The 25,732-nt window shown below is 63.1% G+C and carries 21 protein-coding genes, 1 tRNA gene and 1 pseudogene; 14 read left to right on the forward strand and 9 right to left on the reverse strand.

Going from position 1 to position 25,732, the window contains the following annotated elements; all coding sequences use genetic code 11:
* Nucleotides 1–82: 82 nt before the first annotated feature.
* Both ASD03_RS29980 and ASD03_RS29985 read right to left on the reverse strand, forming a co-directional pair.
* Nucleotides 83–1,246 (reverse strand): ABC transporter substrate-binding protein, encoded by a 1,164-nt coding sequence (locus ASD03_RS29980; protein WP_025424682.1) that lies wholly within the window; start codon nt 1,244–1,246, stop codon nt 83–85.
* A gap of 34 nt (nt 1,247–1,280) precedes the next feature.
* Nucleotides 1,281–3,158: a branched-chain amino acid ABC transporter ATP-binding protein/permease gene (locus ASD03_RS29985; protein WP_025424683.1), complete on the reverse strand. Its 1,878-nt coding sequence runs from the start codon at nt 3,156–3,158 to the stop codon at nt 1,281–1,283.
* 178 nt (nt 3,159–3,336) lie between these two features.
* Here ASD03_RS29985 and ASD03_RS29990 point away from each other — a divergent pair, with 178 nt between their 5' ends.
* From ASD03_RS29990 to ASD03_RS30010, 5 genes are read left to right on the forward strand one after another with little or no spacing between them, the layout of a single operon-like run.
* Complete coding sequence (locus tag ASD03_RS29990) at nt 3,337–4,218, forward strand: MurR/RpiR family transcriptional regulator (RefSeq protein ID WP_025424684.1); 882 nt, start codon at nt 3,337–3,339, stop codon at nt 4,216–4,218.
* A gap of 42 nt (nt 4,219–4,260) precedes the next feature.
* Nucleotides 4,261–4,923 (forward strand): isochorismatase family cysteine hydrolase, encoded by a 663-nt coding sequence (locus ASD03_RS29995; protein WP_025424685.1) that lies wholly within the window; start codon nt 4,261–4,263, stop codon nt 4,921–4,923.
* Between the two features lie 36 nt (nt 4,924–4,959).
* Complete coding sequence (locus ASD03_RS30000; protein ID WP_057217897.1) at nt 4,960–6,306, forward strand: glutamine synthetase family protein; 1,347 nt, start codon at nt 4,960–4,962, stop codon at nt 6,304–6,306.
* Between the two features lie 15 nt (nt 6,307–6,321).
* Nucleotides 6,322–7,146: an N-formylglutamate amidohydrolase gene (locus ASD03_RS30005; protein ID WP_082557443.1), complete on the forward strand. Its 825-nt coding sequence runs from the start codon at nt 6,322–6,324 to the stop codon at nt 7,144–7,146.
* Nucleotides 7,143–8,462, forward strand: a complete 1,320-nt coding sequence (locus ASD03_RS30010; RefSeq protein ID WP_025424688.1) for an aspartate aminotransferase family protein — start codon at nt 7,143–7,145, stop codon at nt 8,460–8,462. Before ASD03_RS30005 ends, ASD03_RS30010 begins: the two co-directional genes overlap by 4 nt.
* A gap of 39 nt (nt 8,463–8,501) precedes the next feature.
* Here the strand turns inward: ASD03_RS30010 and ASD03_RS30015 are convergent, their stop codons facing one another.
* The gene (locus tag ASD03_RS30015) at nt 8,502–11,429 is read right to left on the reverse strand and encodes an aminotransferase (RefSeq protein ID WP_038575667.1); all 2,928 of its coding nucleotides are present in this window, start codon (nt 11,427–11,429) and stop codon (nt 8,502–8,504) included.
* Between the two features lie 63 nt (nt 11,430–11,492).
* Nucleotides 11,493–12,236: a histidine utilization repressor gene (hutC, locus tag ASD03_RS30020; protein ID WP_025424690.1), complete on the reverse strand. Its 744-nt coding sequence runs from the start codon at nt 12,234–12,236 to the stop codon at nt 11,493–11,495.
* 138 nt (nt 12,237–12,374) lie between these two features.
* Here hutC and hutF point away from each other — a divergent pair, with 138 nt between their 5' ends.
* The 6 genes from hutF to ASD03_RS30050 all read left to right on the forward strand — a co-directional run bounded on the left by hutF (nt 12,375) and on the right by ASD03_RS30050 (nt 18,721).
* Complete coding sequence (hutF, locus tag ASD03_RS30025) at nt 12,375–13,751, forward strand: formimidoylglutamate deiminase (protein WP_057217898.1); 1,377 nt, start codon at nt 12,375–12,377, stop codon at nt 13,749–13,751.
* A gap of 35 nt (nt 13,752–13,786) precedes the next feature.
* Nucleotides 13,787–14,821, forward strand: coding sequence for an ABC transporter substrate-binding protein (locus tag ASD03_RS30030; protein WP_057206637.1), 1,035 nt, complete (start codon nt 13,787–13,789; stop codon nt 14,819–14,821).
* Nucleotides 14,822–14,982: 161 nt separating this feature from the next.
* Nucleotides 14,983–15,840: a proline/glycine betaine ABC transporter permease gene (locus ASD03_RS30035; RefSeq protein WP_053249722.1), complete on the forward strand. Its 858-nt coding sequence runs from the start codon at nt 14,983–14,985 to the stop codon at nt 15,838–15,840.
* Nucleotides 15,833–16,660, forward strand: coding sequence for a betaine/proline/choline family ABC transporter ATP-binding protein (locus tag ASD03_RS30040; protein WP_025424694.1), 828 nt, complete (start codon nt 15,833–15,835; stop codon nt 16,658–16,660). The genes ASD03_RS30035 and ASD03_RS30040 overlap by 8 nt, the downstream gene beginning before the upstream one ends.
* Nucleotides 16,653–18,140, forward strand: a complete 1,488-nt coding sequence (hutH, locus tag ASD03_RS30045; RefSeq protein WP_057217899.1) for a histidine ammonia-lyase — start codon at nt 16,653–16,655, stop codon at nt 18,138–18,140. The genes ASD03_RS30040 and hutH overlap by 8 nt, the downstream gene beginning before the upstream one ends.
* The gene (locus tag ASD03_RS30050) at nt 18,137–18,721 is read left to right on the forward strand and encodes a HutD family protein (RefSeq protein WP_057217900.1); all 585 of its coding nucleotides are present in this window, start codon (nt 18,137–18,139) and stop codon (nt 18,719–18,721) included. The genes hutH and ASD03_RS30050 overlap by 4 nt, the downstream gene beginning before the upstream one ends.
* Nucleotides 18,722–18,810: 89 nt before the next feature.
* On the opposite strand, the gene ASD03_RS30055 is transcribed toward ASD03_RS30050, so the two are convergent.
* Entirely contained in the window at nt 18,811–19,071 is a 261-nt protein-coding gene (locus tag ASD03_RS30055) for a hypothetical protein (RefSeq protein ID WP_146160921.1), read from the reverse strand.
* Between the two features lie 119 nt (nt 19,072–19,190).
* On the opposite strand from ASD03_RS30055, the gene ASD03_RS39470 reads away from it, so the two are divergent.
* Nucleotides 19,191–19,349: a hypothetical protein gene (locus tag ASD03_RS39470; protein ID WP_156408099.1), complete on the forward strand. Its 159-nt coding sequence runs from the start codon at nt 19,191–19,193 to the stop codon at nt 19,347–19,349.
* Between the two features lie 202 nt (nt 19,350–19,551).
* On the opposite strand, the gene ASD03_RS30060 is transcribed toward ASD03_RS39470, so the two are convergent.
* Nucleotides 19,552–20,433, reverse strand: coding sequence for a hypothetical protein (locus ASD03_RS30060; protein WP_113567688.1), 882 nt, complete (start codon nt 20,431–20,433; stop codon nt 19,552–19,554).
* Nucleotides 20,434–20,574: 141 nt separating this feature from the next.
* Between ASD03_RS30060 and ASD03_RS39475 the strand changes: the two genes are divergently transcribed.
* Nucleotides 20,575–20,799: a hypothetical protein gene (locus ASD03_RS39475; protein WP_146160922.1), complete on the forward strand. Its 225-nt coding sequence runs from the start codon at nt 20,575–20,577 to the stop codon at nt 20,797–20,799.
* 206 nt (nt 20,800–21,005) lie between these two features.
* The gene (locus tag ASD03_RS30065) at nt 21,006–22,067 is read left to right on the forward strand and encodes a DMT family transporter (RefSeq protein WP_057217905.1); all 1,062 of its coding nucleotides are present in this window, start codon (nt 21,006–21,008) and stop codon (nt 22,065–22,067) included.
* A 692-nt stretch (nt 22,068–22,759) separates the two neighbouring features.
* Here ASD03_RS30065 and ASD03_RS30070 read toward each other — a convergent pair.
* The 3 genes and pseudogenes from ASD03_RS30070 to mnmA form a co-directional block, all read right to left on the reverse strand.
* Nucleotides 22,760–23,200: pseudogene (locus ASD03_RS30070) on the reverse strand (transposase); the annotation flags it as partial.
* Between the two features lie 895 nt (nt 23,201–24,095).
* A tRNA-Met gene (locus tag ASD03_RS30080) sits at nt 24,096–24,172 on the reverse strand.
* A gap of 134 nt (nt 24,173–24,306) precedes the next feature.
* Nucleotides 24,307–25,503 (reverse strand): tRNA 2-thiouridine(34) synthase MnmA, encoded by a 1,197-nt coding sequence (mnmA, locus tag ASD03_RS30085; protein ID WP_057217975.1) that lies wholly within the window; start codon nt 25,501–25,503, stop codon nt 24,307–24,309.
* Nucleotides 25,504–25,732: the final 229 nt, after the last annotated feature.

Below are 25,732 nucleotides of genomic sequence, written 5' to 3' on the forward strand. Positions count from 1 at the left end.
TCCTTGCCATGGATTGCGAGACGGCCCTGCAGGCGGCCGAACGATCTCCGGCGCGACGCCGAAGATCGCAAGTGGTGGCGGCTCAGGGGGCCGGAATGTCGGCCGCGGCGGGAACGCCCTGGCTGATCAGCTCGCGGTTGCCACCTCCGATGCGAACCAGCGAGACCGAACGCAATGGCATGCCTTGCGTGCCGGCGTAGCTGATCGGGCCGGTGACACCCTGGACGTTTTCGAGCGAGGCGATGGCGTTGCGGATGGCGACCGGGTCGATGCTGTTGGCTTCGGTCACGGCAGCGTCGATGACCTTGCCGAGGTCGTAGCCGTTGGCAATGTAGACCGTATCCGGCACCTGACCGAACTTCTCCTTGTACTTCACGTTGAAGTCGGCGAGCGGGCTGCCCTCACTGGCAAACCCGGCCGTGGTGAAGACCACGCCGTCGACGGTGGCGCCAAGTCCGAATGTCGTCGGCGAATCGATGCCGTCGCTGCCGAGGATCGGAATGGTGACGCCGGCGCCGCGCAGCTGGCGGATGAAGGCCGGAAAATCGGGCTCGTAGGCAGCCGTCATGATGACGTCGGGTGCCGGATTCATCGCCTTGATCTTGGTGACTTCGGCGCCGAAATCCTGCTGGCCCATGCTGAAGGTGCCTTCGCCCAGAAGCTCGCCGCCCTTGGCCTTGAAGGCTTCGCCGAAATATTCCGGAAGCTTCAGCGTATAGGCGCTATCGGGAGACTTGAGGATGTAAGCCTTCTTGTAGCCCTTCTCGACGGCGTAGGCTGCGAGCACTGCGGCCTGGACGTTGTCGGCGGGATAGTTGCCGAACATGTAGTCGCCGACAGCAAGCGGCATGGTCGGGGTGGTCGCACAGAACGAGAAGGCAGGGATTTGCGCCGCCTGCGTCACCTGGCCGGCGGCGATCGACGGATCGGCATCGCAAGGCGTGATCATGATCTTGACGCCCTGATCAACCAGTTCCTGCGCCACCAGTGCCGTCTGGGCAGCGTCCGAGCGCGTGTCCTTGGCCACCAGCTTGATCGGGAACTTGCCGGCAGCGCCGCCAGCCGCGTTGATTTCCTCGACGGCCATTTCCAGGCCCTTCAGCGACGGCTGGTCATAGGGAGCAAGGCCGCCGGTTTGGGCGGTGGCAAGACCGATGACCAAATCTTCGGCAAATGCCGGCAGCGGCGACAGCGCGAAGCCGCTAAGGATGGTGGTGAGGCACAGTGCCCTGAGATTCGATTTCATCGGTAAGCTCCCTCTTTCTGATTTCGTTTGCTGATCAAGCTGGATTGTGAAGGCTGCCTGTGCCCGGCCGGAGACCGGTGGCCTCGACAACCTCATGCTGCGCCTGCGCTGACGAACGGCGACGGCCGATATAGGCTTCGATCACAGCCGGGTTGGCCTGGATCTCCGCCGGTGTGCCGATGGCGATCTGCTGGCCCTTGTTGAGGACGACGACGATATCGCAGAGCCGCATGATCAGCTTCAGGTCATGCTCGACGACGAGCAGGCCGAGGCGGTACTTCGTGCGGATGCGGTCGAGCACGTGCATCAGTTCCTGCGTTTCGGCAGGGTTCATGCCGGCCGCCGGCTCGTCGAGCAGCAGGTAGCGCGGCCTCAAGGCCAGTGCGCGGGCGATCTCGAGACGGCGTTGCGCGCCATAGGAAAGTGTTCCGGCAAGCTGGTCGGAAAAGCCGTCGAGCCCAACCTCTGAAAGCACCAGCCGGGCGCTTTCCATCGGGTCCTCGCCATTGCCCTTCAAAGCACTCGCCGCCACCGTGACGTTTTCGAGCACGGTCAGGTTCTTGAACAGGCGGATGTTCTGGAAGGTGCGCGCGAGGCCGGCGACCGGAACCGCGTGAACCGACAGCGATGCGATATCTTTGCCGTCGATCAGCACGCGGCCACTCGACGGCGGAACGACGCCGGAGACGCTGTTGATCAGCGTCGACTTGCCGGCCCCATTCGGGCCGATGAGACCGGTCACGAGACCCGGCTTGATCTCGAAATTGGCGTTTTCCAGCGCCACAAGTCCGGCGAATTTCTTGCCGAGATTTTCGACCTTGAGTGTTCCGCCCGGTGGGACCGGAGCAATTTTTTGCGCGCTGTCGGAGGCTGTCGCAGGCTTTGCGGCAAAGCGCTTCAACCAGGCAAGACGCTCATCCAGCTCGCGGACCCCGAAGATCCCGTCCTGGAGCCGATACATCACCACCAGGATCGCAACGCCGATGCCGATATCCGTGAGACCGAAGACGGTCGGAAGCGTGACGAAGCCGAGGTCGACACCGCCTTCGAGTTTGCGCAGAAGCTCGACGATCAGCATGATCACGGCCGTTCCGCCGACCGCACCCGAAACGGTGGTGACGCCACCGAGGATCAGCATGGCGAGCAGCACGAAGGTCAGGTTGAAATAGAAGTCCTTGGGCGAGAAGGCGCCGAGGAAATGCGCCAGCAACGCGCCCGCCGCCCCTGCCAGAATGGCGCCGAGGACCCAGCCGACAAACCGATGAAGCCTGACATTGACGCCGACGGCGGTCGAGGCGATCTCGTCCTCACGTGAGGCCCTCAACTTCAGCCCCGCGCTCGAATCCCGGTAGAGACGGGCGATGGCGATGGCGGCCACCGCAAAAGGCAACGCCACCCACAGATTGACCGCGCGCGGGATGCCGAAGAAGGTCTGGCTGCCGCGGGTGATATCGGTCGAGGCGACCAACACGACATGGACGATCACGAGAAAGCCGAGCGTCGCGATCGAAGCCGATGAACCGGCAAGGCGCGCGACGGGTATTCCGATCAGCACCGCGACTAGCGCCACGACCACCAGCGCCACGGCAAGCGCCGGCAGGAACGACATGCCGATGCCGGCGAGCCATTCCGGCAGGTGCGGCAGCGCCGTCTTCTGGACGATCGGGTTGATGGTGAGAAGGCCGGACGCATAGGCGCCGATCGCCATGAAGCCGACATGGCCGAAGGAAACGATGCCCGAATTGCCAGCATACATGCCGATGCCGAGCACTGCGATCACGTTGATCATGAACAGCGTCACGAGGCGCTCACCGCTCCCCGGAAAAACCAGCGAAGCGACGGCAGCGGCCACCAGCAGCGGCAACGACGTTAAAAGGATACCGACGACGGTTTCTCGCCTGACGCGGACCATCTGCATTCCCCCGGATTGTCGGCCCGCCTTTGTTTTTGGCTCGGGCCAGTTCCCGTAATGAAAGTTATCCCATCGCGATCAAATGTCAATCTTGTTTCAAAAAACATTCTCTGCTAGCAATTATGTAACAAAAATTAGAAATCGGGGTTCAAGCCATCATTTTTGGGAGGCGGAAATCGTGGCAATCCGGGATCGACTGACAGACGGGGCTATTACTTTCACACGATCGGAACTGAAGATCGTGCGGCAGCTCCTGTCGAACTATCCGGCAGCGGGATTGAATACCGTTGCCTATCTGGCTTCGTCGGCGGGGGTCAGCAATCCGACCGTGGTGCGCTTCGCCAACAAGCTTGGCTTCGAGGGCTATCCGGAGTTTCAGAAGGCGCTGCTCGGCGAAGTGCAGGAACGCATGAGTTCGCCGCTGTCGATGCTCGACGAGCGGCGGCCGTCGCTGGAACAGGAGAACTTCTACCAGTACTTCCTGCGCGCCAGCATCCATGCGCTCGAAGCTTCGATGCAGATGCTGCCGTCGGAGGATTTCGAGGCGGCGGTCGATGCGGCGGCAGACACGAGCGCACGAGCGCATTGCCTCGGCGGTCGGTTCAGCGGTTTTCTCGCCGGCCTGCTCTGGTCGCATATGAAGCAGCTGCGCGGCGACACCCGCTGGATCAACGGCAGCCAGGCCGACCAGGTCGACCAGCTCGTCGATCTCGGCAAACGCGACGTGCTGTTCGTCTACGATTACCGCCGCTACCAGAACGACACCATTCGCTTCGCCAAGCAGGCGGCCGCACAAGGCGCACGGATCGTGCTGTTCACCGACCGGTGGCTTTCGCCGATCGCCGAATTCGCCACCGTCACGCTGACGGCGCCGGTCGATACGGTCTCGCCCTACGACACGATGGTGCCGGCGATCGCCCAGACGGAAGCGCTGATCGCCGCGCTGACGGCCCGTCTCGCCACCCAATCGCGCGCCCGCATCGAGAAGATGGAGGAGCTGCGCCGCGGCTACGCCATCACCGAAGACGCTCTCAACCCGAACGTCGACGACGGCCGCTGACTATCTGCCGAAAGGCCAGGACCACAACCGAGGAGAATCCGAATGAGTGCCGTTACAGTGAAGGTCGGTGACGACATGCTGAGGCGCGACAGCGACTACGAGCGCGGCCGCACGTCCGTGCTGTTCGTCGACATGCAGCGCATCTGGTGCGAACCCAATCTCGATCCGACCCACCCGCAGGACGCCGACAGCTACTATCACAAGCGGCTGCGCCAGACGGTGATCCCCAACCAGGTCCGCATCCTCGAGGCGGCCCGCAGTTCCGGCTGCGAAGTGCTGCACACCATCATCGAGAGCCTGACGCTTGACGGCCGCGACCGCTCGCTCGACCACAAGCTTTCCGACATGCATGTGCCGAAGGGCTCGCCCGAGGGCCAGGTCATTCCCGAACTGGCGCCTGTCGACAACGAGATCGTGCTGCCGAAAACCTCTTCCGGCGTCTTCAACTCGACCAACATCGACTACATCCTGCGCAACCTCAACACCCGCTATCTGATCATCGCCGGCGTCATCACCGACCAGTGCGTCGACATGGCGGTGCGCGACGCCGCCGACCGCGGCTATCTCGTCACCGTCGTCAGCGACGCCTGTGCGACCTACAGCCCCGAGCGCCACGAAGGCGCCCTTCGCGCCTATTCCGGCTACTGCTGGACCACCGATACCGACACCGTCGTCAACCGCCTTCAGGGCCTGCGCCAAGCCTGAGCCGCTGCCGAAGATCTTGAGACAAGAGGGGAATTCATGACCGAGACCAACAACGGCAAGGCTCATTCCGCACTGACGGAACTCGCGACCTTCGTCACCACCGACATCGCCGGCATCACCCGCGGCCGCAGCTTTGCCGCTGCACAGATCGACGACTATCTGCGCAAGGGCGTCGGCTGGGTGCCTGCCAATCTGGCGCTGACACCCTTCGACCAGATCGCCGAAAACAATCCCTGGGGCTCGGCCGGCGACCTCAGGCTGATGGCCGACCCCGCCAGCAAGGCGCGCGTCACCTGCCTGCCCGACGTCACCCCGCTGCATTTCTATCACTCCGATATCACCGACCTCAAAGGCGACCCGTGGGAGTGCTGCGTTCGCAGCTTGCTCAAGCGCACGCTTGAGGAATTCGAGCGCGAGGCCGGGCTGAAAGTCATCTCCGCCGTCGAGCAGGAGTTCCAGCTTCTCGGCGTCGACTGGCCCGACGCGCCGTCCTTCGGCCTGCGCGCGCAACGCCGTGCCGAACCCTTCGGCCCGCTGTTGATGACGGCACTGCAGGAGGCGGGCGCCGAGCCGGAAATGTTCCTGCCCGAATATGGCAAGGACCAGTTCGAGATCACCTGCCGCCCGGCGGATGCGCTGACCGCTGCCGACCGTGGCGCCACGATCCGCGCCATCACCAAGGAAGTGGCCGCCCTCTTCGGCTGGAACGCAAGCTTCGCACCGAAGACGAGCGCCAACGGCGTGGGCAACGGCGTGCACCTACATGTCAGCTTCACCGATCTTGACGGCAATCCTGTCACCTTCGACGCGTCGCGCCCGGGTCGCCTGTCGAAGGTCGCCGGGTCTTTCGCCGCCGGCGTTATCCGCCACCTCCCGGCGCTGACCGCCTTCACCGCCCCGTCGGTGCTCTCCTACATGCGGCTCGTTCCGCACCATTGGAGCGCTGCCTATACCTGCCTTGGCGAAAAGAACCGCGAGGCGACGCTCCGCATCTGCCCGACGCTGGATCTGCCCGGCAGCAATCCGGCCAAGCAGTTCAACATGGAGTACCGCGCCGCCGACGCCTGCGCGAGCCCGCATCTGTCGCTGGCCGTCCTGCTCAAGGCCGGCCTCGAAGGTATCCGGGCTGGCCTCGAACAGCCGCCGCTGATCAACTCGGACCCGTCCGATTTTTCCGACGCGGACCAGAAGAAGCTCGGCATCCGCCGCCTGCCTGCAAGCCTGCCGGAAGCGCTCGAAACGCTTGCCGAAGACAAGGTGGTGACCGGCTGGTTCGCCAAGGACTTCCTCGGTTGCTACGTCGCGATGAAGCGCAAGGAAATCGAGATCGTCGACGGCCTCTCCCCCGACGAACTCTGCGCCCGCTACGCGGCCGTCTACTGATACGGATAGGCTCCCATGACTTCGACAACGGCCATCAAGAGCCCCGACGACCGACGCGGCAGGCACGACGCCCGCCAGCCGCTTCTGGCGATCGACGAGCCGCCGCCCTATGCGGTGTTTAACCCGGACGGCAAATCGCCGTTCCTGCTTTTGTGCGAGCATGCGTCCAACCGCATGCCGCGTGCACTCGGTGACATGGGATTGCCCGAACACGAGCGCCAGCGCCATATCGCCTGGGACATCGGGGCCTTGGCACTCGCCCAGCATCTAAGCCTCAGCCTCGACGCGCCGTTGTTCTTCACCAACTATTCAAGGTTGGTGATCGACTGCAACCGTCCGCTTTCGGCGCCGTCCTTCATTCCGGAAGTGAGCGAAACGACGGAGATCCCGGCCAACCGGGATCTGAGCGAGATGGAGCGACAGCAGCGGATCGATACGCTGTTCAGGCCCTTCGCCGATGCCGTTTCCCGGCGCCTTGATCTACTGCAGACAAGGGGTGAACGGCCGTTTGTCGTTGGCGTGCACAGTTTCACCCCCGTCTATTTCGGCAATCAGCGCCCGTGGCAGGCGGGCATTCTCTATCGCGATGCCGAGGCTTTCGCGCAGTCGCTGATCCGGGACCTGAGTTCGGAAGAGCAACTGACGATCGGCGACAACGAGCCCTACAACATCCACCCGGACGAGGATTATACGGTGCCGGTGCATGCCGACGCGCGCCAGCTGCCGGGCGTGCTGATCGAAGTCAGGCATGACCTGATCGATACCGACGCGGGCGTAAAGGCGTGGGGTGAGCGGCTGACCCGTTGTCTCCAGACGAGCCTCAGGGAGTGCCGCCCGTGACCGAAGGCCTTTACGCCAGGGACGGACACGCGATTGCCAACCTGCAGAAGCTGCGCTTCTTTCCGCTCGCCATCGCCGGCGGCAAGGGTGTACGTCTCGTCGAGGAGAACGGCCGCGAGCTGATCGACCTTTCCGGCGCCTGGGGAGCTGCAAGCCTTGGTTATGGCCATCCCGCCCTGGTCGAGGCCGTGTCGCGGGCTGTTGCCAACCCGGCGGGCGCAAGCGTTCTCTCCGCCGCCAACGCACCGGCGACCGCCCTTGCGGAAAAACTGCTCGGCCTTTTCCCCGGCAAGGGACGCAACAAGGTGTGGTTCGGCCATTCCGGCTCCGACGCCAACGAAGCAGTCTTCCGGGCGATCGCCAAAACCACCGGCCGCACCGGCGTCATCTCTTTCATTGGCGCCTATCACGGCTGCACCACCGGCTCGATGGCCTTTTCCGGCCACAGCGTCCAGGCGGGTGCGACCAAGGCGGAGGGGCTGATCCTGCTGCCCTACCCCGATCCCTACCGGCCTTATCAAGGCGACGTTACAGGCGAGGCAATCCTCGACCTCCTGAAACAGCAGTTTGCGACCTCGGCACCGCCGGAGCGGATCGGCTGCGCCTTCATCGAGCCGATCCAGTCCGACGGCGGGCTGATCGTGCCGCCGATGGGGTTCTTCGAAAAATTTGCCGATCTCTGCCAACGGCACGGCATCCTCGTCGTCTGCGACGAAGTCAAGGTCGGGCTCGGCCGCAGCGGCAGGATGCACTGCTTCGAGCATGAGGATTTTGTGCCCGATATCCTGACGGTCGGCAAAGGGCTCGGCGGCGGCCTGCCGCTTTCGGCAGCGATCGGCCCGGCCGAGATCATGGATTGCGCCACGGCCTTTGCGATGCAGACGCTACATGGCAACCCGGTGTCGACAGCTGCCGGCCTTGCCGTGCTCGAAACCATCGAGCGCGAGGGACTGGCCGAAGCTGCCCACCGAAAGGGCGAACGTTTGCGCCAGGGCCTGCGGCAGCTTTCCGGGCGTCACACGCTGATCGGCGATGTGCGCGGACGCGGCCTTGCCTGCGGCGTGGAGCTGATTGCCGACCGCGACAGCCGTTCACCGGCAGCAAGAGAAACGGCCAAGCTGATCTACCGCGCCTATGAGCTCGGCCTCGTCGTCTATTATGTCGGCATGAATTCGAACGTTTTGGAGATGACCCCGCCGCTGACGATCTCGGACGCGGACATCGACCAGGCGCTCGACATTCTCGACCGCGCCTTTGGCGATGTCGTAGCCGGCCGGGTTTCAGACGCGGTGCTTTCAGAATTCGCCGGCTGGTGAGGCAGTCCTACCGGCGTCTGCCGTCGGTGGGACCCGCGTCTACCAACCCTCGTCAAGAACACGCGTGAGCATGTCGGCAAAAAAGTCGGCGCTTTCCCGGCTGAGGCAGAGCGGCGGCTTGATCTTCAAGACGTTCAGGTGGTCGCCGGTCGGCTGCATGATGACGCCAAACTCAAGAAGGCGATCGCAGATGGCCGCGGTCTCTTCTGTCGCGGGCTCCAGCGTTTCGCGATCGCGGACGAACTCGACACCGAGATAAAGCCCCATGCCGTGCACGGCGCCGACCAGCGGAAACCGCTGCTCCAGCGCTTCGAGCCTCGTCTTGAGGTAGCCGCCGACGACGCGCGCGTTGTCCTGCAATTTCTCCTCTTCGAGAAGATCGAGCACCGTCTGACCGACGATGGAACTCACCGGACTGCCGCCTGATGACGAGAAGAAATAACCTTCCTTCTCCAGGGCGTCGGCAATCTCACGCCGCGTGATGACGGCGCCGAGCGGATGGCCGTTGCCCATGCCCTTGGCGATGGTGATGATATCGGGCACGACGCCCTGTTCCTCGAAACCCCAGAAATAGTCCCCGAGCCTGCCGTAACCGACCTGCACCTCGTCTGCGATGCAGACACCACCGCGCTGGCGAACCATGGCATAGACGGCGTCGAGATAGCCTTTCGGCAAGGGAATGCCGCCGGCGTTGCCATAGACCGGCTCACAGATGAAGCCGGCAAGGCCTTGCCCCCCGTCCTCCAGTTCGCGCAGCTTGGTCGCAACCGACCGGACGTAATTGTCGGTCGTGCCGGCGCCGCGGAACGGGCCTCGATAGGTGTTTGGCGCCACCACGGCATGCACCCAGTCAGGGCGGGTCTCAAGCGCCTGCGGGTTGTCAGCGATCGAGGTCGAGACCGCGTCGCTCGCCACCGTCCAGCCGTGATAGGCCTCGAGCAGACTGACGATGTTGCGCTGGCCGGAAAAGGCCCAGGCGAGCCGCAAGGCGAGATCGTTCGCTTCCGAGCCGCTGTTGACCAGGAACACCGTGTCGAGGCCATCGGGCGCGAGTGCTGCAAGCCGCGCGGAAAACTCGGCGACCGAAGCATAATGGAAACGCGAATTCGTATTGAGCAGCGACCATTGCCGGCCGACCGCTGCCGCCAGCCGCGGATGTCCGTGGCCGAGGATGGTGACGTTGTTGACCATGTCGAGATAGGCCCTGCCCTCGACGTCGAACAGATGTTCCTTCCAGCCGCGTTCGATCTGCGGTGGATTGCGATAGTAGTTTTTCTGCTGCCTGGCGAAGTGCCGCTTGCGGCGGTCAAGCAGGTCGGTCGAATGCGGTCTCGGCGCATCGCAGTCGAAACCGAGGATGCCTGATGGTGACGGGCAGAGCATGCGCCACGCATCCGCCTGATGGGCCGGGACAAACAGCGGCGGGTTCAGTCCCGGTTCGCGGCAGAGCTGCACCCGGATCAGGCCAAGCCCATGGCCGGCCTCGACCACCGTGCCGATCGGCGTGCCGGCAGCAACCGTCTCTTCCGTATCCTCGGACGGTTCGAGACCGGAGAGATGGAGAACGACCGCCCCACCGTTCAGGACCATCCGCCCGTCATGCCATTCGGGTCGGCCGGCAAAGGGTGCCCTGACGACAGTCCCGGTCGGCAGGCAGAGATCGACATGCAGGGCGAAGGTCGGCATCGGCGCGGACGCCCGAAGCGCGCTCTCGGTCATCCGGTACTCGCCATACCGGGTCGACGCCATCCCGATCGCGTGCGCCGCCGTCTGCAGCAACGAGGCCGGCAGCGCCTCGTGCTGCCAGCGCTCCTCGGGAAGCAGCGGGCTCAAGATGGAAAGATCGATCTGGCGCACGCCGGCAGGCTCGATGTCGACGAGCAATCCCTCACCCACCACCGGCATCGTCGCCTCCGGTACCGCATCGACGGCACGCAGGATCGCGTATTGCATCATGGCCGGCGGTACGGAGACGGCAACGTCGAAGATCTCGCGCTCATGGGCCGCGTTGCCCTGCACATAGGCGTTCTCAGGATCGATGGTGAGCTGCTGCTCGGAACTGGCGATCAGAACCGCGGCACGCGCAACGATCAGCGGCCACAATGCCTTCAGCTCGTTTTCCTCAAGCGGGCAAACCGCGTGAAAGGCCCTGATGGCCGGCAGAACGAAGAGAGGATCGCCATCGGCATGATGCAGCAGCGAAGCGCATGTGACGGCGAGCTCTGCGACGAGCCAGCCCTTCAGAATATCGCCGAAATCGATGACGCCATCCGGGATCGGCCGGCCGGCCGCATCCGGTTGGCCGACGACATTGTCGTCAGTCACATCATGGTGGATCGCCTGGAGGCGCAGATCGGCCGTCAGCGGCTGCAGCCGGCGCATGGCCCCGACCATCGCCTCGGCGATGCGCTTCTTCAGGCCCTCGTCGGTCATGGCGGAAAGCAGGTGCAAGGCGACCGGTGCGGCGTGGCGTAGATCCCATTGCAGCTCGCGGTCGAGGCCCGGATGATCGAAATCGCTGAGTGCCACCGCCAGCCGCCCGGCAATGTCGCCGAGCGCGGCCACGGTTTCCGCTGTCAGATGTTTGCGCCGCGTCAACGGCACGCCATCGAGATAGGTCAACAGGCGAACGCGATAGTCCTCGCCGCGCACCGTCACATCGACGATGTCGTTGCCATCGAGCGCGCGCATGACCTGCGGCACCCGCACCGAGCCGGTCTGACGGGCGAGATGCAACAAGGCGGCGTTCTGGGCTTGCAGTTCCAGCGGATCGTAGGCCGCTCGGCAGATCTTCAGGACGAAAAGTGCCTCGCCGGTGTCGATCCGGTAGTTGCGATCCTGCTGGCTGCCCAGTTCGGTCAGGGTGCCGGAAAGGCCGAAATGCTCCGAAAGAATGCGCGCAGCGTCCTCGGGCGTCACATCGGGCCTTGGCAATTGCGTGCGAAGCTTCAGCGCGTCTTCAACCATAGTGTCGCCTCCATCACATCCGGCATCATGCCGACTTCCGAATCGACCGAACGGGTCTCCTGACTATTGCGACACACCTTCAAGGCGATAGCGCGTCCCGGGATAGAGCAGGCGCGCCGTCGTCACATTGGCGGTGTCGGACCAGGTGCGACGCCGGATCATAAGACAAGGCTCGTTGCGGTCGATGCCGAGCAGCTTGCATTCCCATGGCTGCGGCGACACCGCCTCGACGATCTGTTCGGTGCGGGTGATCGGTGCCACCGCCGTCAGATAGGCGTTCGGCGTCATGTCGCGGAAATCCTGCTCCATGTATTTCGGGCAGATGGCCGGGTTGACGAACCGGTCCTCGATCTGAATCGGCAGGCCGTTTTCCGAATGCACCATGATCGAATGGAAAACTCGTGCGCCGGTAACAAGCCCGAGCGCATAGCCGATTTCCGAAGGTGCTACCTCCTCCTGCATCAGCGTCATGCGCGAAGTATGGGCGTGGCCGCGCTCGCGGATCTCGTCGGCGATGTTGCGCACTTCCAAGAGCGCCGTGCTGCCCTTGTGTGCCGCGACGAACGACCCTACCCCCTGAACGCGGGTGATCGCGCCCTCGGTCGCCAGCTCCCGCAGCGCCCGGTTCGCGGTCATGCGGCTGACGCCGAGATCGGCGACGATCTCGTTTTCGGAAGGAATACGATGATGTGCCGGCCATTCCCCGCTGTCGATGCGGGTGCGGATGAACTGCTTCACCGCCTCGTAGCGTGGCACCGGTCCGTCCTCGAATGCGGCCATTTCGATCCTTCGCCTGAGTGCCGTTATCGGCATTTTTCCCGCCCTTTCCGGAAAGCAAACAAATCATGCGTATCCGGCAATGATTCTTTTCGTTCATTTCGCGCTTGCGCGCCACCGTAAAATATCTATAGTTCCATATACAACTACGTACAGGAAAATCGCAACATGGCAACTTTTCCCGTCAACCGGCTCTTCGCCGACCATGCGCTTCTGCCGACAGGCTGGGCGCAGAATGTCGCCATTGCGCTCGATGCGTCAGGCGGGATCGCCTCCATTGAGACCGATCAGACGATCGCCGACGGCGACGAACGCGTTGCCGGACCGCTCATTCCAGCCGTCGCCAATCTGCATTCCCACGCCTTCCAGCGCGCCATGGCGGGCCTCGCCGAGGTCGCCGGCAGCGGCAACGACAGTTTCTGGACCTGGCGGGAAGAAATGTACCGCACGGTCGGACTGGTGAACCCCGACGACGTCGAGGCGATCGCCGCCAAGCTCTACATGGAGATGCTGAAGGGCGGCTTCGGCCACGTTGCCGAATTCCATTACCTGCACCACACCGCCGACGGCACGCCCTATTCCGACACGGCCGAGATGTCGCTGCGCATTCTCGCTGCCGCGCAATCGACCGGCATCGGCCTCACCCATCTGCCGGTCTTCTACGCTCATGCCAATTTCGGCGGCGTCGCCCCGAACGTCGGCCAGCGCCCCTTCCTGCATGACCCCGATCGTTTCCTCGCACTCCTGGAACGCCTGGCGCCGATCTGCCGCGACAATGGCCAGACGCTCGGCTACGCCATCCATTCACTGCGCGCCGCGACCCCGGAAGAGATGCGCACGATCCTCGAACGTGCACCCGTCAACGGACCGATCCATATTCACGTCGCCGAACAGACCAAGGAAGTCGAAGACAGCCTTGCCTGGAGCGGTCGCCGCCCTGTTCAGTGGTTGCTCAACGAAATGCCCGTCGACGAGCGCTGGTGCTTGATCCACGCGACCCATCTGACCGACGAGGAAAGACAGCGGCTGGCACGGTCGGGCGCGGTCGCCGGCCTTTGCCCGGCAACGGAAGCCAATCTTGGCGACGGCATCTTTCCAGCCGTCGACTACATCGCCGAAGGCGGACGCCTCGGCATCGGCACCGACAGCCATGTGGCAACCAGCGTCGCCGAAGAACTGCGGTTGCTGGAATACGGCCAGCGCCTGCGCGACCGGCGTCGCAACCGGCTCGCCGCCGGCCCGGGCGCATCGGTCGGCCACACCATTTTCGATGCGGCCCTCAAGGGTGGCGCCCAGGCTGTCGGCCATAAGGCTGCCGGCATTGCAGTCGGTGCCCGCGCCGATTTCGTCGTGCTCGACGGCTCCAATCCGTACATCGCCGCCGCAAGCGGCAATCAGACCCTCGACCGCTGGCTGTTTGCGCTCGGCGGCGAGACCGTCCGCGACGTCATGGTCGCGGGACAGTGGAAGATCCGCAACGGACGCCATGATCGGGAGGAAGACATCGACCGTGCTTTCGCGCGGGTGCTTATGAAACTGAAGTAGCAATCGAAGCGACTATCAAAAAAAGGGGAATGCGCATGTCGATCAGCAAACTGAAACTCACCCTCGCCGCCACCGGCCTCGTGCTTGCCGCTTCTGCCGGCAACGCCAGCGCCTCCTATTGCGGCGACGGCAAGACCGTTACCTTCGCCGGCATCGACTGGGAAAGCGGCGCGTTCATCACCGAGGTGATGAAAACCATCCTGTCGAAGGGCTACGACTGCCAGGTGGATTCGATCCCCGGCAATTCGGTGACGCTCGAACAGGCGACCGCCAACAACGACGTCCAGATCTTCGCCGAGGAATGGCTCGGCCGCTCCGACATCTGGAACAAGGCTGTCGAGGAAAAGAAGGTCGTGGCCATCGGCAAGACCTTCGTCGGCGCCAGCGAAGGCTGGTTCGTGCCGGAATACGTCATCAAGGGCGATGCCAGCCGCAACATCGAGGCCAAAGCGCCGGACCTGAAGAGCGTCTCGCAGCTTTCCGATGCCAAGATCGTCGAACTCTTCGCCGATCCGGAGGAGCCGTCCAAGGGCCGCTTCCTCAATTGCCCGTCCGGCTGGACCTGCGAGGGTGTCAGCACCGCCAAGCTCGATGCCTACAAGCTCGGCGAGACCTATGTGAACTTCCGTCCCGGCACCGGCACGGCGCTCGATTCCGCAATCACTTCGGCCTATCTGCAGGGCGAGCCGATCCTGTTCTACTACTGGTCGCCGACCGCGATCATGGGCAAGTTCAAGCTCGTCCAGCTTGAAGAGCCGGCCTACAACGAAGCCTGCTGGAAGGAGCTTTCGAGCGCCACCGGCAAGCGCGACCAGGGCTGCGCCTTCCCGTCCGTCGATGTCTCCTACGGCGTCAACAGCACCTTCGCCCAGGAAGCCCCCGAGATCATCGCCATCCTCGAAAAGGCGACCTTCCCTCTGGAAGACGTCAACGGCAGCCTTGCCTACATGACCGACCAGAAGGTCGATGCAGTGGCGGCAGCGGCCGAGTTCCTGAAGACCAAGGGCGACATCTGGGGCAAGTGGGTCTCCGACGAGGCCCGCGGCAAGATCGAAGCCAGCCTGAAGTAAAGTCCGTTCGGTCGGCCGACGCGGGTCTGATGCGCCTCACCTCTGTCTGAGACAGGGCGGTCCCATCGGACCCGCGCCGGCCCCACCCTTCGACACCCCGAGGCAAGCGCCATCGGCGGCGGCATTGCGTCCGTCATGGCCCGAGCAAGGAACGACATCCGATGTTTCCGGATTCCCTCAATCTCTCCATCCGCGCGCCGGTGAACGAGTTCATCCAGACGCTGGTCAGCAGCTATGGCTGGGTCTTCAAGGCGATCAGCGCGGTGATCCTGAAAGCCGTGCTGTTCATCGAATGGATCCTGCGCGGCCTGCCCTGGTGGGTCGTCATCCTCGCCTTCATGGCGCTTGCCTGGCAAAGCTCCAAGCGCTGGACGCTGACGGTCGCCGTCGGCGCGCTCCTGTTCTTCGTCGGCGTGCTCGGCCTCTGGGATCTTACCATGCAGACGCTGGCGCTGATGCTGATGGCGACGCTGGTGTCTGTGGCCATCGGAGTTCCCATGGGCATTCTCGTCGCCAAGAGCCGGCTGGTGCGCAACATCACGCTGCCGGTGCTCGACGTGATGCAGACCATGCCGAGCTTCGTCTATCTGATCCCGGCGCTGATGCTCTTCGGCCTCGGCAAGGTGCCGGCGATCCTCGCCACCATCATCTATGCCGTGCCGCCACTGATCCGCCTCACCGACCTCGGCATTCGCCAGGTCGACCACGAGGTGGTCGAAGCGGCAACGGCCTTCGGCGGCAGCCCCAACCAGATCCTCTTCGGCGTCGAACTGCCGCTGGCAACCCCGACGATCATGGCCGGCCTCAACCAGACAATCATGATGGCGCTGTCGATGGTGGTCGTCGCCTCGATGATCGGCGCGCGCGGCCTCGGCGAGCAGGTGCTGAACGGCATCCAGACGCTTGACGTCGGCAAGGGCCTGGAAGCCGGCATCGGCATCGTCATTCTGGCAATCGTACTCGACCGCATCACGCAAGGTTTCGGCAAGAGCCGGACGGAGGATCCCCGCAATGGCTGATATCGAGATCCGCAACGTCTACAAGATCTTCGGCCAGGACGCCAAGGCGGCACTCGCCATGGCCAAGGACGGCCTCGACAAATCTGAGATTCTCGCCCGCTCCGGCTGCAGCGTCGGCCTCAACGACGTCAGCCTGACGATCGGTGCCGGCAAGATCTTCGTCATCATGGGCCTGTCCGGATCGGGCAAGTCGACGCTTGTGCGCCACATCAACCGGCTGATCGAACCGACCAGCGGCCAGGTGGTCTTCGACGGCAGCAACATCCTCGAGCTCGACGCCAAGGCGCTTCGCACCTTCCGCATGCACCGCGTCAGCATGGTGTTCCAGAGCTTTGCCCTGATGCCGCACCGCACCGTGCTGCAGAACGTCGTCTACGGCCAGCGGGTGCGCGGCCTTTCCAAGGCCGACAGCCGCGACATCGGCATGAAATGGATCGAGACCGTCGGGCTTTCCGGCTACGACGCCAAGTTCCCGCATCAGCTTTCGGGCGGCATGAAACAGCGCGTCGGCCTTGCCCGGGCGCTTGCCGCCGATACCGATGTCATCCTGATGGACGAAGCCTTCTCGGCGCTCGATCCGCTGATCCGCGCCGACATGCAGGACCAGTTGCTGCAGCTGCAGCAGAACCTGTCGAAGACCATCGTCTTCATCACTCACGATCTCGACGAGGCTTTGCGCATCGGCTCGGAAATCGCCATCCTGAAGGACGGCCAGGTGGTGCAGGTGGGAACGCCTGACGATATTCTCGACAAGCCCGCCAACGACTATGTCGCCCGGTTCGTCCAGCGCCGCCAGGGAAGGCCAGAAACTCATGACTGAAACCGTCACGCTTGATGGACCTGCAACCTGGGTCGAGATCGCCGCGGTCGCAGATGGCGCTCGGCTGACGCTTTCCGCGGCCGCTCGCCAGCGCATCGTCAAGGCCCGCGCCGTGGTCGAGGCGCTGGTCGATCGCGGCATCCGCGGCTACGGCATCAACACAGGTGTCGGTGCGCTTTGCGATGTCATCATCGACCGGGAAAACCAGCAGGCGCTGTCGCGCAACATCATCCTCAGCCATGCCTGCGGCGTCGGTGAGCCGCTCGGGCGAACCGAGGCACGGGCGGTGATGGCTGCCCAGATCGCCAATTTCGCCCATGGCTATTCCGGCGTCCGCATCGAGACGGTCGAGGCACTTCTGGCGCTGCTCAATGCGGGCCTCATCCCCAATATTCCGTCGCGTGGCTCTGTCGGCTACCTCTCCCATGCCGCGTCGATCGGCCTCGTGCTGATCGGCCATGGCTCGGCAAACGACGGCAAGGCAACAGTCAGCGGTGCCGAAGCCTTGCGTCGGCTCGAGCTCCAGCCCCTGCAGTTGCAGGCCAAGGAGGGCTTGAGCCTCGTCAACGGCACGCCCTGCGCCACCGGCCTTGCCGCGCTGGCGCTGTCGCGCGCACAAAAACTCTTCGCCTGGGCGGATGCCGCATCGGCGCTGACCTATGAAAACCTCGGCAGCCAGGCCAATGCCTTTGCCGCCGGCCCGCTGGCGCTACGGCACTCGTCCGGACTGCAGGCGGTCGGCAAGACGCTGCGCGACCTTCTGGAGGATAGCCCAATGCTGGCGGCAAGCGCCGGCACGCGCACACAGGATCCCTTGAGCCTGCGCGCCGTGCCGCATGTGCATGGCGCCGCCCGCGACGCCTTCGACCATGTGGCCGAGGTGGTGAACCGGGAGCTGGCAAGCCTCACCGACAACCCGGCCGTTTCAGGCACGCCGGAGGCGCCGGAGGTGCATTCGCAGGCTCATGCGGTTGGAGCAGCACTCGGTCTCGCCATGGACAGTCTCGCGGTCGCCGTTGCCGAAGTTGCCGCGATATCTGAGCGTCGCATCGACCGGCTGGTGAACCCGCTCGTCAGTGGCCTGCCCGCCTTTCTCGCCGGCGACAGTGGTGTTTCCTCCGGCTACATGATCGCCCAGTATACGGCGGCTGCCCTTGCCGCGGAGAACCGTCGCCTAGCAGCCCCCGCCAGCCTTGATGGTGGCATCACCTCGGCGCTGCAGGAGGATATCCTGACGCACGCCACGCCCGCCGCATGGAAGGCGCTTGAAATCGTCGACAACCTCGAGCGCATTCTTGCAATCGAGCTGCTCGCGGCCGCACAGGCCTATGACCTGCAGCCCCGCGCAACGGCCAAGGCGAAACGCACCGAGGCGCTCTACCAGCGCATCCGCGCCGTCGTTCCCGTCTATGCAGACGACCGGCCGATGAACGAGGATTTCGACCGCATGCGGCTCGTCATTCAGGAAGAGACGCCATGAAGCTCCTGCCCGCCTCCGGCCACAAGCGCATGCCCTGGAAAAACGGCGGCGGCGAAACCATCGAGATATCAGTCTTTCCGGAAGGCGCATCGCTTTCGGAGTTTGACTGGCGGGTGAGCATGGCGACCGTCGCAAGCGATGGCCCCTTCTCTGCTTTTCCCGGCATCGACCGCACGCTGTCGATCCTTAAAGGCAACGGCATGACGCTCTTGATCGAAGGCCGCGACCCGGCCCGATTGACGGAGGCGGATGCGCCCCTTGCCTTCCCCGCCGACGTCGCCACATCGGCCAGCCTGATTAACGGCACGATCGTCGACCTCAATGTCATGACCCGCCGGCGCAAGCTCATCCATCAGGTGCGCCGGCTGGCGATCGACGGCGAGCATTCGCTGGCGAGCGAGGCTACCACCACCATGGTCTTTTGCCATCGCGGCGCGGTGGAGCTGGATGGTAACGGCCAGACGCTTGCGCTTTCCGTCGGCGATGCGGTGATCCTCGAGGGGCCGGTTGCGGCCACGGTGAAGGCGCCGGCACCGTGCGAGGTGTTTCTCATCGAGATCGACCCGGCGCCGAGCGTCTGACTGCGCCTGGTGCCGGCGGCCAGCTCCGCGCCGCTCTCCGATCGCGCAACCTCAGCTTACAACCGAACGGACGGCGCCAACACCAACGGCTACTTTGCGTCGCTGGCGCTGATCTCCTTCTGCTGCGTCATGATCGCCTCCGTCTGGATCTTGGTGTTCTGGCCGATGGCGATCATCCAGCGCTCCCCCTCCTTCACCAGGATGTAGAGCGGGCTGCCTTCCGCTTCTCCGAGGATCGGCGAGCCATCGTCCAGCACCGGGCGCTGGCGCCGGGAGATAGCGTCGAAATCCGGCAAGCCTGAGCATTCTCGACGCTCCTCGCCAGGATTGGCACCGATTTTTCCGTTCATAATTCGGTAACCATACGGCGTGTTACCCGGGGAACAGCGCATTCGACGCCACAGGATAGTCTCCATGCCACGGTTTGACAGTCTCTCAACAGCAAACACAAGGCTTGGAGGATACGGACATGATCAAGACCGGTTTCGGCGTTTCCATCACCGTTCTGGCCTTCTCTCTGGCAGTGATCGCCTTCATGAATGTGGCCCTGTCCCAATATCGGGCGGCAGAAATTGCCGACATCACCCTGCCCGACTACAGCACGATCACCTCGTCCATCCATCGCTAAAGCGCGCCGTCTCGATTTCCACCGGGCAGGAAACCGGGTGGCTTGCCCGACGCTGAGGGGCAAGAGTGCTCGATCAAACGATGGAGCCAGCCATGATGTCCCTGCTCACCCTCCACGCGTTGGCAGCCACACGAGGCGACGGTCTTCGCCTCGAACTCCTCACCGCGAAAACCTGATGTCCGTGGCCGGCAAACACGGCGTTTCACTTCACGCAGGCATTGAGCGCCTTGATGGCCTCATCGGCTCCCGCGAGATCGACCCTGGTTTGCGCAGCGCCGGCCGATTGAAACGTCAGTTCAGCGCTTTGCGCTAACGCCGATTGCAACGCGTCCCTGTCAGCGCCGACGTGAACAGTCAGGAGATGAGGCGTGCGGATATCGACTTCGCGTAGTGCAAACGCCTTGCCGCCGATCCTCAAGTCACCCGCGGATGCGCTCTTCTCGGTGAGATTCCAGCTGTTGTTGAAGAGGCTGAGGTGAAACGCCTGATTACGGTCGGCATACAGGATGAGCGCGATCTTTCGGTCGACGTTTTTCGACATCAGACAGCCTTTTCGTCCCCCATCCAATGGGTCTCCAGTCCAACTGCCCACCTGAAATTTTTGCTCAGAGCTTTCGCGCTTCGCCTCGTCCTGGTCACTCCGATCGCGCTCCATCTGCGGCGGCTTTCCGTCGGACCTGAACTGCAGAGCGTACTGGCTTTTGCCGATATCGGTGGCCTCGCATACCGTCATGGCCTCGCCCTTGAAGGGGTTGGTGTAACCGCATCCGCCAGCCACTTCCTTCATCTCGAATTCAGCCGCTTCCTTACCGGGGTCCACAACGATCCTGTTGACGCTCTGCAACTGACTGTCCGGGTCGGGCTTCTCGGCCTCGCGTCCTCGGAAAGTCACTGCAACGCCGGACTTGAGGAAAACCGTGAAACCGGATCGGCCGTCTGGATAAACCGATTGTACCAGCATGCCGTCACATTGGCTCGTCCAGTCTTCACCTGCAACGATGAGGCTCTCACAGGTGCCGGTCAGCGTTCCCGTGGTCAGATCATCCGTGAGGGCCTGAGACTGGGCCGGCAGACTGATCAGCATACACGCGGCCAAGATAGCGGAAAACGGGCCAGCACGGAGTTTCGAATATTCGCCGAATCGCTCATATATTCAAAGTTGCGTTTAGCCTACAACGGCAATGGTCGGCCCGCCAGCGTTCCGCGCTGACAGCAGGAGGCTGAATTGGCAGCAGCAACCTGGGCGGGCAGCCATTGGCTACGACCGGTTCAGGCACCCCCAGAGCTTCGAGACCGCGGCCGACGTACCGGCGAGATCGACCTCGATCTGCCCAACGTTCATCCGCACGGCCAGTTTGGCGCTTTTCTCCAGATCTCCCTGATAGCCGCACTCTTGGCGGCAAGGCGGCGGGCGAACCTAAGTACGGCGATCGCCATGATCGCGGCCTGACCGTTGCGCAGTCGGCCGGCGCTATTCTCCGCGTCAGGCAGAGCCGGCCGGTCTCCTTGAAACTTTAACGGCCGATGTCCTGGTGGAGAAATCTCCCTTCCCATTGTCGGCACGAACAAAGACTTCCCCTGGCATGACTTTGCTGCTTGGATGGACCGCACCGGCCGCCTCATGGCCGATGCCCATCCGATGCCAGGAAGTTTCCGATGTCGAGCGATCATTCCCACCTCTGGCCCGGCGTTCCCCTCGCCCTGGGGTCCGCAGTTCTCTTCGGCGCCTCGACGCCGCTTTCAAAACTTCTGCTCGGTTCCGTCGATCCCTGGCTGCTCGCCGGCATGCTTTATCTCGGCGCCGGGATTGGCCTGGCGATCGTCCACCGCGCCCGCGCCCTGGTCGGGCTCGATGGCGTCGAAGCGCCGCTGGCGCGCGCCGATATTCCCTGGCTGATGTCAGTCATCCTGTTCGGCGGCGTGCTCGGCCCGCTACTGTTGATGTTCGGCCTATCCCAGACCACGGCCGCCTCCGGATCGCTGCTCCTCAACCTCGAGGGACTGGCGACAATGGCGATTGCCTGGCTGGTGTTTCGCGAGAATGTCGATCGCCGCCTGCTCCTGGGCGCAGCCGCAATTTTATGCGGCGCGGTTCTCCTGTCGTGGAACGGTGCGGGCCTGAGCCTCGACCGCGGCAGCCTGCTGATCGCGGGCGCCTGCCTTGCCTGGGGCATCGACAACAATCTGACGCGAAAGCTCTCGTCGGCTGATCCCGTCCAGATCGCGATGATCAAGGGTTTGGCGGCGGGCGCCACCAACCTCGCGCTTGCCCTGTCGCTCGGCGCTTCGCTGCCGTCCGTCGGCCTCACCGCTGCCGCCGCCCTCGTCGGCTTCCTCGGCATCGGCATCAGCCTCGTCTTCTTCATGCTCGGCCTGCGCCATCTCGGCACGGCGCGCACTGGCGCCTACTTCTCGCTCGCCCCCTTCATCGGCGCCCTCCTCTCGATCGCCCTCTTCCGCGACACGATCACCCTGCAATTCCTCTCAGCCGGCCTGCTGATGGCCTTTGGCCTCTGGATGCACCTGGCAGAGCGCCACGACCACGAACACACCCACGAGGCGCTCGAGCACGAACACGCCCATATCCACGACGAACATCACACCCACAGCCACGACGGCCCGGTCACCGAACCGCATTCCCACTGGCACCGCCACGAACCGATGCGGCATAAGCACCCGCATTATCCGGACCTGCACCATCGGCATAGTCATGGGTGAGAAGCGATAGGGTGAAGATTGTGTTGCCGGACGTTATGGAGAGGGCGTGCAGCGCGGGCGCTCAGGTTGAGTTCTCAGAAAGCCGCCAAACCTGGTATTTTCGCGATGGCAAAACCGTTGTTGATGACAGTTGCCGCCAACATCGCCTAGGTCCCCAACAATTGTTCCTATTGCTCCACGGACAGTGCGCCGAAAAACGTTTCAAGCTGTTCTCTGCCGCCCTCGGTCGACATCGCAAAAATCCCAAGGAACACCGGCGCCTCACGCGAAGCGCGGACCATGACCCCAAAACTGTCAGAGTATGCGATCAAGCGCGCTTCTTCGTGAGACAGCCGACAGTTGATTGCAACATATCGCCCCGAGACAAAACGCATCGCTCTGTCCGAAATATCGATGGCAAGCTTCTCTCCATTGACGACTAACTCGACTGCCTCAAACTGCATTAACTCCGCTTCACGGCCTTGGGCCTCAATCAGGCCGAAGAACACAAATCCAGTGCCTTTGATATAGCAGAACAATACCTTGTGATGTCCGTAGAGGGAATCTCTCTCTCCGAGCACATAAAGCATTTTGTTACGAGCCTGGACGCTCAAGGAGACATCCGAATTTCCCCCGTTGACAACGTTCATCTCCTTGAGGCGATCCACGTTGACAATTTCGATTGCAGCACCGGCCACGGCGGAGGATATTTCGAGGAAGGCCTTGACCTTGCCGTCGATCTCCTCGCACAGCCGGCTGACCTGGCTCTTGGAGATGCCACTCATGCCCATGGCCTTGACCAGATCGTCGACCGAGCGGGTCGAGATTCCCTGCACATAGGCTTCCTGGATGACCGCCGTCAGCGCCTTCTCGGCCATGCGCCGCGGCTCCAGGAAGCCCGGAAAGTAAGAGCCCTTCCTGAGCTTCGGAATGCGCAGCTCGACGGTTCCGGCGCGCGTCTCCCAATCCCGCTCGCGGTAGCCGTTGCGTTGGGCCGTCCGCAGCGGGTTCTTCTCGCCATAGCCGGCACCGGTGGCGGCGCCCACCTCCAGCTCCATCAGCCGCTCGGCGGCAAAACCGATCATCTCGCGCAAAAGATCGGCGTCGGGGGACTTCTCCACGAGCGCACGCAGGTTCATCATGTCGTCGGTCATCGGTGGTTCCTTCGAATCAGGTTGGTGTCAGCAACCCGACCCTACCGGAGAACATCGATGACCACCGCTCCGCCGCCCGCTCACTACGGCGCTGTTGAGGGCGCGCTCGCGAGCGGCTTCGCTACCGCCGAGCTACACCACCTGTGGGGACACGACCCTGCGGATCGGTGTATTCGAACTGCAATTGCCTCTCCCATTGCCTGCAATTTAGCGGCACTCAACGCAACGTTTAGGCGACTGCGAAGCGCTTGTGGAAGCGATGTCCGCAACGCTTACAGAACAGTTTCGCTTCGAGCACCTTCAAACGCTGCTGCGTTGAATTGGGAGACGCAGCGGAGGTCTTTGGCTTTGCCGATTTTGCTAGCTGGGTATCACGATGGTGAACTGAGTATCGCGATCGGTCTAGTCAAACTGTTCGTAGCCCAATGGGCAGCGAGCCAAGGGTGAATCTATCAAAGCTAGATTGGGTCCGAGTTGTTTTGGAAAAAGAGCGCTGTTGCGTCCATCTCCTCCCTTAAGGATTGTGCCGCACTGCCCTGAATGTTTTCACGTTGCGTTCGGCAAAAGCGGACTATGAAATTTCTATCTTTCGGGAAGTCGCGCAGTCGGTAGACGGCAGCAACCTTCGTGGCAATCGGTCTGTCGTGGCTGTCTATGAAAGCCATCAGCTCAAAAAACTGATCTCTCTTACGGGCCGCAGCACCCTGGTAAAGTTTAACGACGTAACCGACCGCCGATCCGGCTAATGCAATAAGCGGGGCAGCAAATCCCAGTAGAGTGACCCACAGCGGAACGGCTTGGTGACCGACAAAGGCATCCAGTAACAACGAACGACGAAAGTGAGCCGTAGCCGAAACAATCGAATCATCAAATAAAGTTAAGAAATTTGTAGTTTTGGTAGCGGAGGAGGGATTCGAACCCCCGACACAAGGATTATGATTCCTCTGCTCTAACCTACTGAGCTACTCCGCCGGGTACCGCGTCAGGGCTTCGAAGGTGAAGCCGTCTTGACTGGACGGGCGGCTTATAAGGCCCGGTTCAGCCAAGTGTCAAGCCAAGTCGCGGGGAAAATGTGAAGTTTTCCCGCGCGATCGGAAATGACTGCCTCAGGCAGCCGCAGGCGCTGCCAGAAGCACCTTCAACGCGGCTTCGGCACCGGCTTCCCGCTCGGATTTGCGGATGAAGCCGCCGCCGTAGACGCGGGCGTCTTCACCGACGCCGGAATAGAGCGCGCAGGCCTGGCCCGGCGCGATGCCGGCTTCGCCCTCGGCAAGCTCGACATAGAGACCCTCGGCGTCGCGCTTCAGAATGGCGGGTGCCGGCTGGCGGGTGGAGCGGACCTTGGCGAAACAGTCGAAGCCATCGGCTGCCACGTCTTCGAGATCTTCGTCGCCCAGCCAGTTGACGTCGCGCAGGTAGACCCGGCGCGTTTCCAGCGCTTCCTTGGGGCCGACGATGACGCGGCGCGAGCGGGCGTCGAGATAGACGACATAGAGCGGCTCGCCGGTGGCAATGCCGATGCCGCGGCGCTGGCCGATCGTGTAGTGCAAAATGCCGTCATGGGTGCCGAGTATGCGGCCATCGAGATGCACGATCTCGCCGGCAAGCGCTGCATTCGGCTTCAGCTTGGAAACGATGTCGCTGTACTTGCCCTGCGGCACGAAACAGATGTCCTGGCTGTCGGCCTTCTGGGCGACGACAAGGCCCATCTCTTCCGCCAACGCCCGCGTCTCGGCCTTGGACAGGTGGCCGAGCGGGAAGCGCAGATAGTCGATCTGCTCCTGCGTGGTGGCAAAGAGGAAGTAGCTCTGGTCGCGATCGGCGTCAGTCGGGCGATAGAGCGCCCGCTGGCCGGCATAGCGCGGGTTCGGGCTCGGCCGCGAGCGGATGTAGTGGCCGGTCGCCAGCGCATCGGCACCGAGCTCCTTGGCCGTCGCCAGGAGATCGGCAAACTTCACCGTCTGGTTACAGGCAACGCAGGGGATCGGCGTTTCGCCGGCGACATAGCTTTCGGCAAACGGGTTGATCACCGTTTCGCGGAAGCGCGCTTCGTAATCGAGCACGTAATGCGGGATGCCGAGCGTTTCGCAGACGCGTCGCGCGTCGTCGATGTCCTGGCCGGCACAGCAGGAGCCGGCACGGTGGACGGCGGCACCGTGGTCGTAGAGCTGCAGCGTGATGCCGAGAACGTCGTAACCCTCGCGTTTGAGCAGGCCCGCGACGACGGAACTATCGACGCCGCCGGACATGGCGACAACGACACGCGTATCTTCGGGCTTGCGGTCAAAATTGAGACTATTCACGGGATCCAATCCGGCCTTCGGGTGGCAGCGACAACGCTCGCCCCTGTTTCACGCTTCATGCGATGCAATGCCTGCGCGATAGCACGCGGCACGCGTTCGGCTTCTACAGCGCCGCGCGTCTTATTCAGACGCGCCAAGATCGCTGTAGCACGACAATGTCCAGAGTATCTTCTCCGCTTTCTTGAAAAGCGGGAGGCTCCAGTCGCCGACATATAGAAACTTGTCCGCC

Source organism: Ensifer sp. Root127, from assembly GCF_001425225.1.
GTDB classification, from domain to species: Bacteria; Pseudomonadota; Alphaproteobacteria; order Rhizobiales; family Rhizobiaceae; genus Ensifer; species Ensifer canadensis.

Excerpts from the sequence above, each read along its gene's own strand:
- ASD03_RS30005 (WP_082557443.1), top strand. The coding sequence starts at position 6,322 with ATGACTTCGACAACGGCCATCAAGAGCCCCGACGACCGACGCGGCAGG.
- ASD03_RS29995 (WP_025424685.1), top strand. The coding sequence starts at position 4,261 with ATGAGTGCCGTTACAGTGAAGGTCGGTGACGACATGCTGAGGCGCGAC.
- ASD03_RS30030 (WP_057206637.1), top strand. The coding sequence starts at position 13,787 with ATGTCGATCAGCAAACTGAAACTCACCCTCGCCGCCACCGGCCTCGTG.
- ASD03_RS30060 (WP_113567688.1), bottom strand. The coding sequence starts at position 20,433 with ATGCTGATCAGTCTGCCGGCCCAGTCTCAGGCCCTCACGGATGATCTG.
- ASD03_RS30000 (WP_057217897.1), top strand. The coding sequence starts at position 4,960 with ATGACCGAGACCAACAACGGCAAGGCTCATTCCGCACTGACGGAACTC.
- ASD03_RS30035 (WP_053249722.1), top strand. The coding sequence starts at position 14,983 with ATGTTTCCGGATTCCCTCAATCTCTCCATCCGCGCGCCGGTGAACGAG.
- ASD03_RS30065 (WP_057217905.1), top strand. The coding sequence starts at position 21,006 with ATGTCGAGCGATCATTCCCACCTCTGGCCCGGCGTTCCCCTCGCCCTG.
- hutH (WP_057217899.1), top strand. The coding sequence starts at position 16,653 with ATGACTGAAACCGTCACGCTTGATGGACCTGCAACCTGGGTCGAGATC.
- ASD03_RS30015 (WP_038575667.1), bottom strand. The coding sequence starts at position 11,429 with ATGGTTGAAGACGCGCTGAAGCTTCGCACGCAATTGCCAAGGCCCGAT.
- ASD03_RS29980 (WP_025424682.1), bottom strand. The coding sequence starts at position 1,246 with ATGAAATCGAATCTCAGGGCACTGTGCCTCACCACCATCCTTAGCGGC.
- ASD03_RS30055 (WP_146160921.1), bottom strand. The coding sequence starts at position 19,071 with ATGAACGGAAAAATCGGTGCCAATCCTGGCGAGGAGCGTCGAGAATGC.
- ASD03_RS39470 (WP_156408099.1), top strand. The coding sequence starts at position 19,191 with ATGATCAAGACCGGTTTCGGCGTTTCCATCACCGTTCTGGCCTTCTCT.
- hutF (WP_057217898.1), top strand. The coding sequence starts at position 12,375 with ATGGCAACTTTTCCCGTCAACCGGCTCTTCGCCGACCATGCGCTTCTG.
- ASD03_RS29985 (WP_025424683.1), bottom strand. The coding sequence starts at position 3,158 with ATGGTCCGCGTCAGGCGAGAAACCGTCGTCGGTATCCTTTTAACGTCG.
- ASD03_RS30050 (WP_057217900.1), top strand. The coding sequence starts at position 18,137 with ATGAAGCTCCTGCCCGCCTCCGGCCACAAGCGCATGCCCTGGAAAAAC.
- ASD03_RS30040 (WP_025424694.1), top strand. The coding sequence starts at position 15,833 with ATGGCTGATATCGAGATCCGCAACGTCTACAAGATCTTCGGCCAGGAC.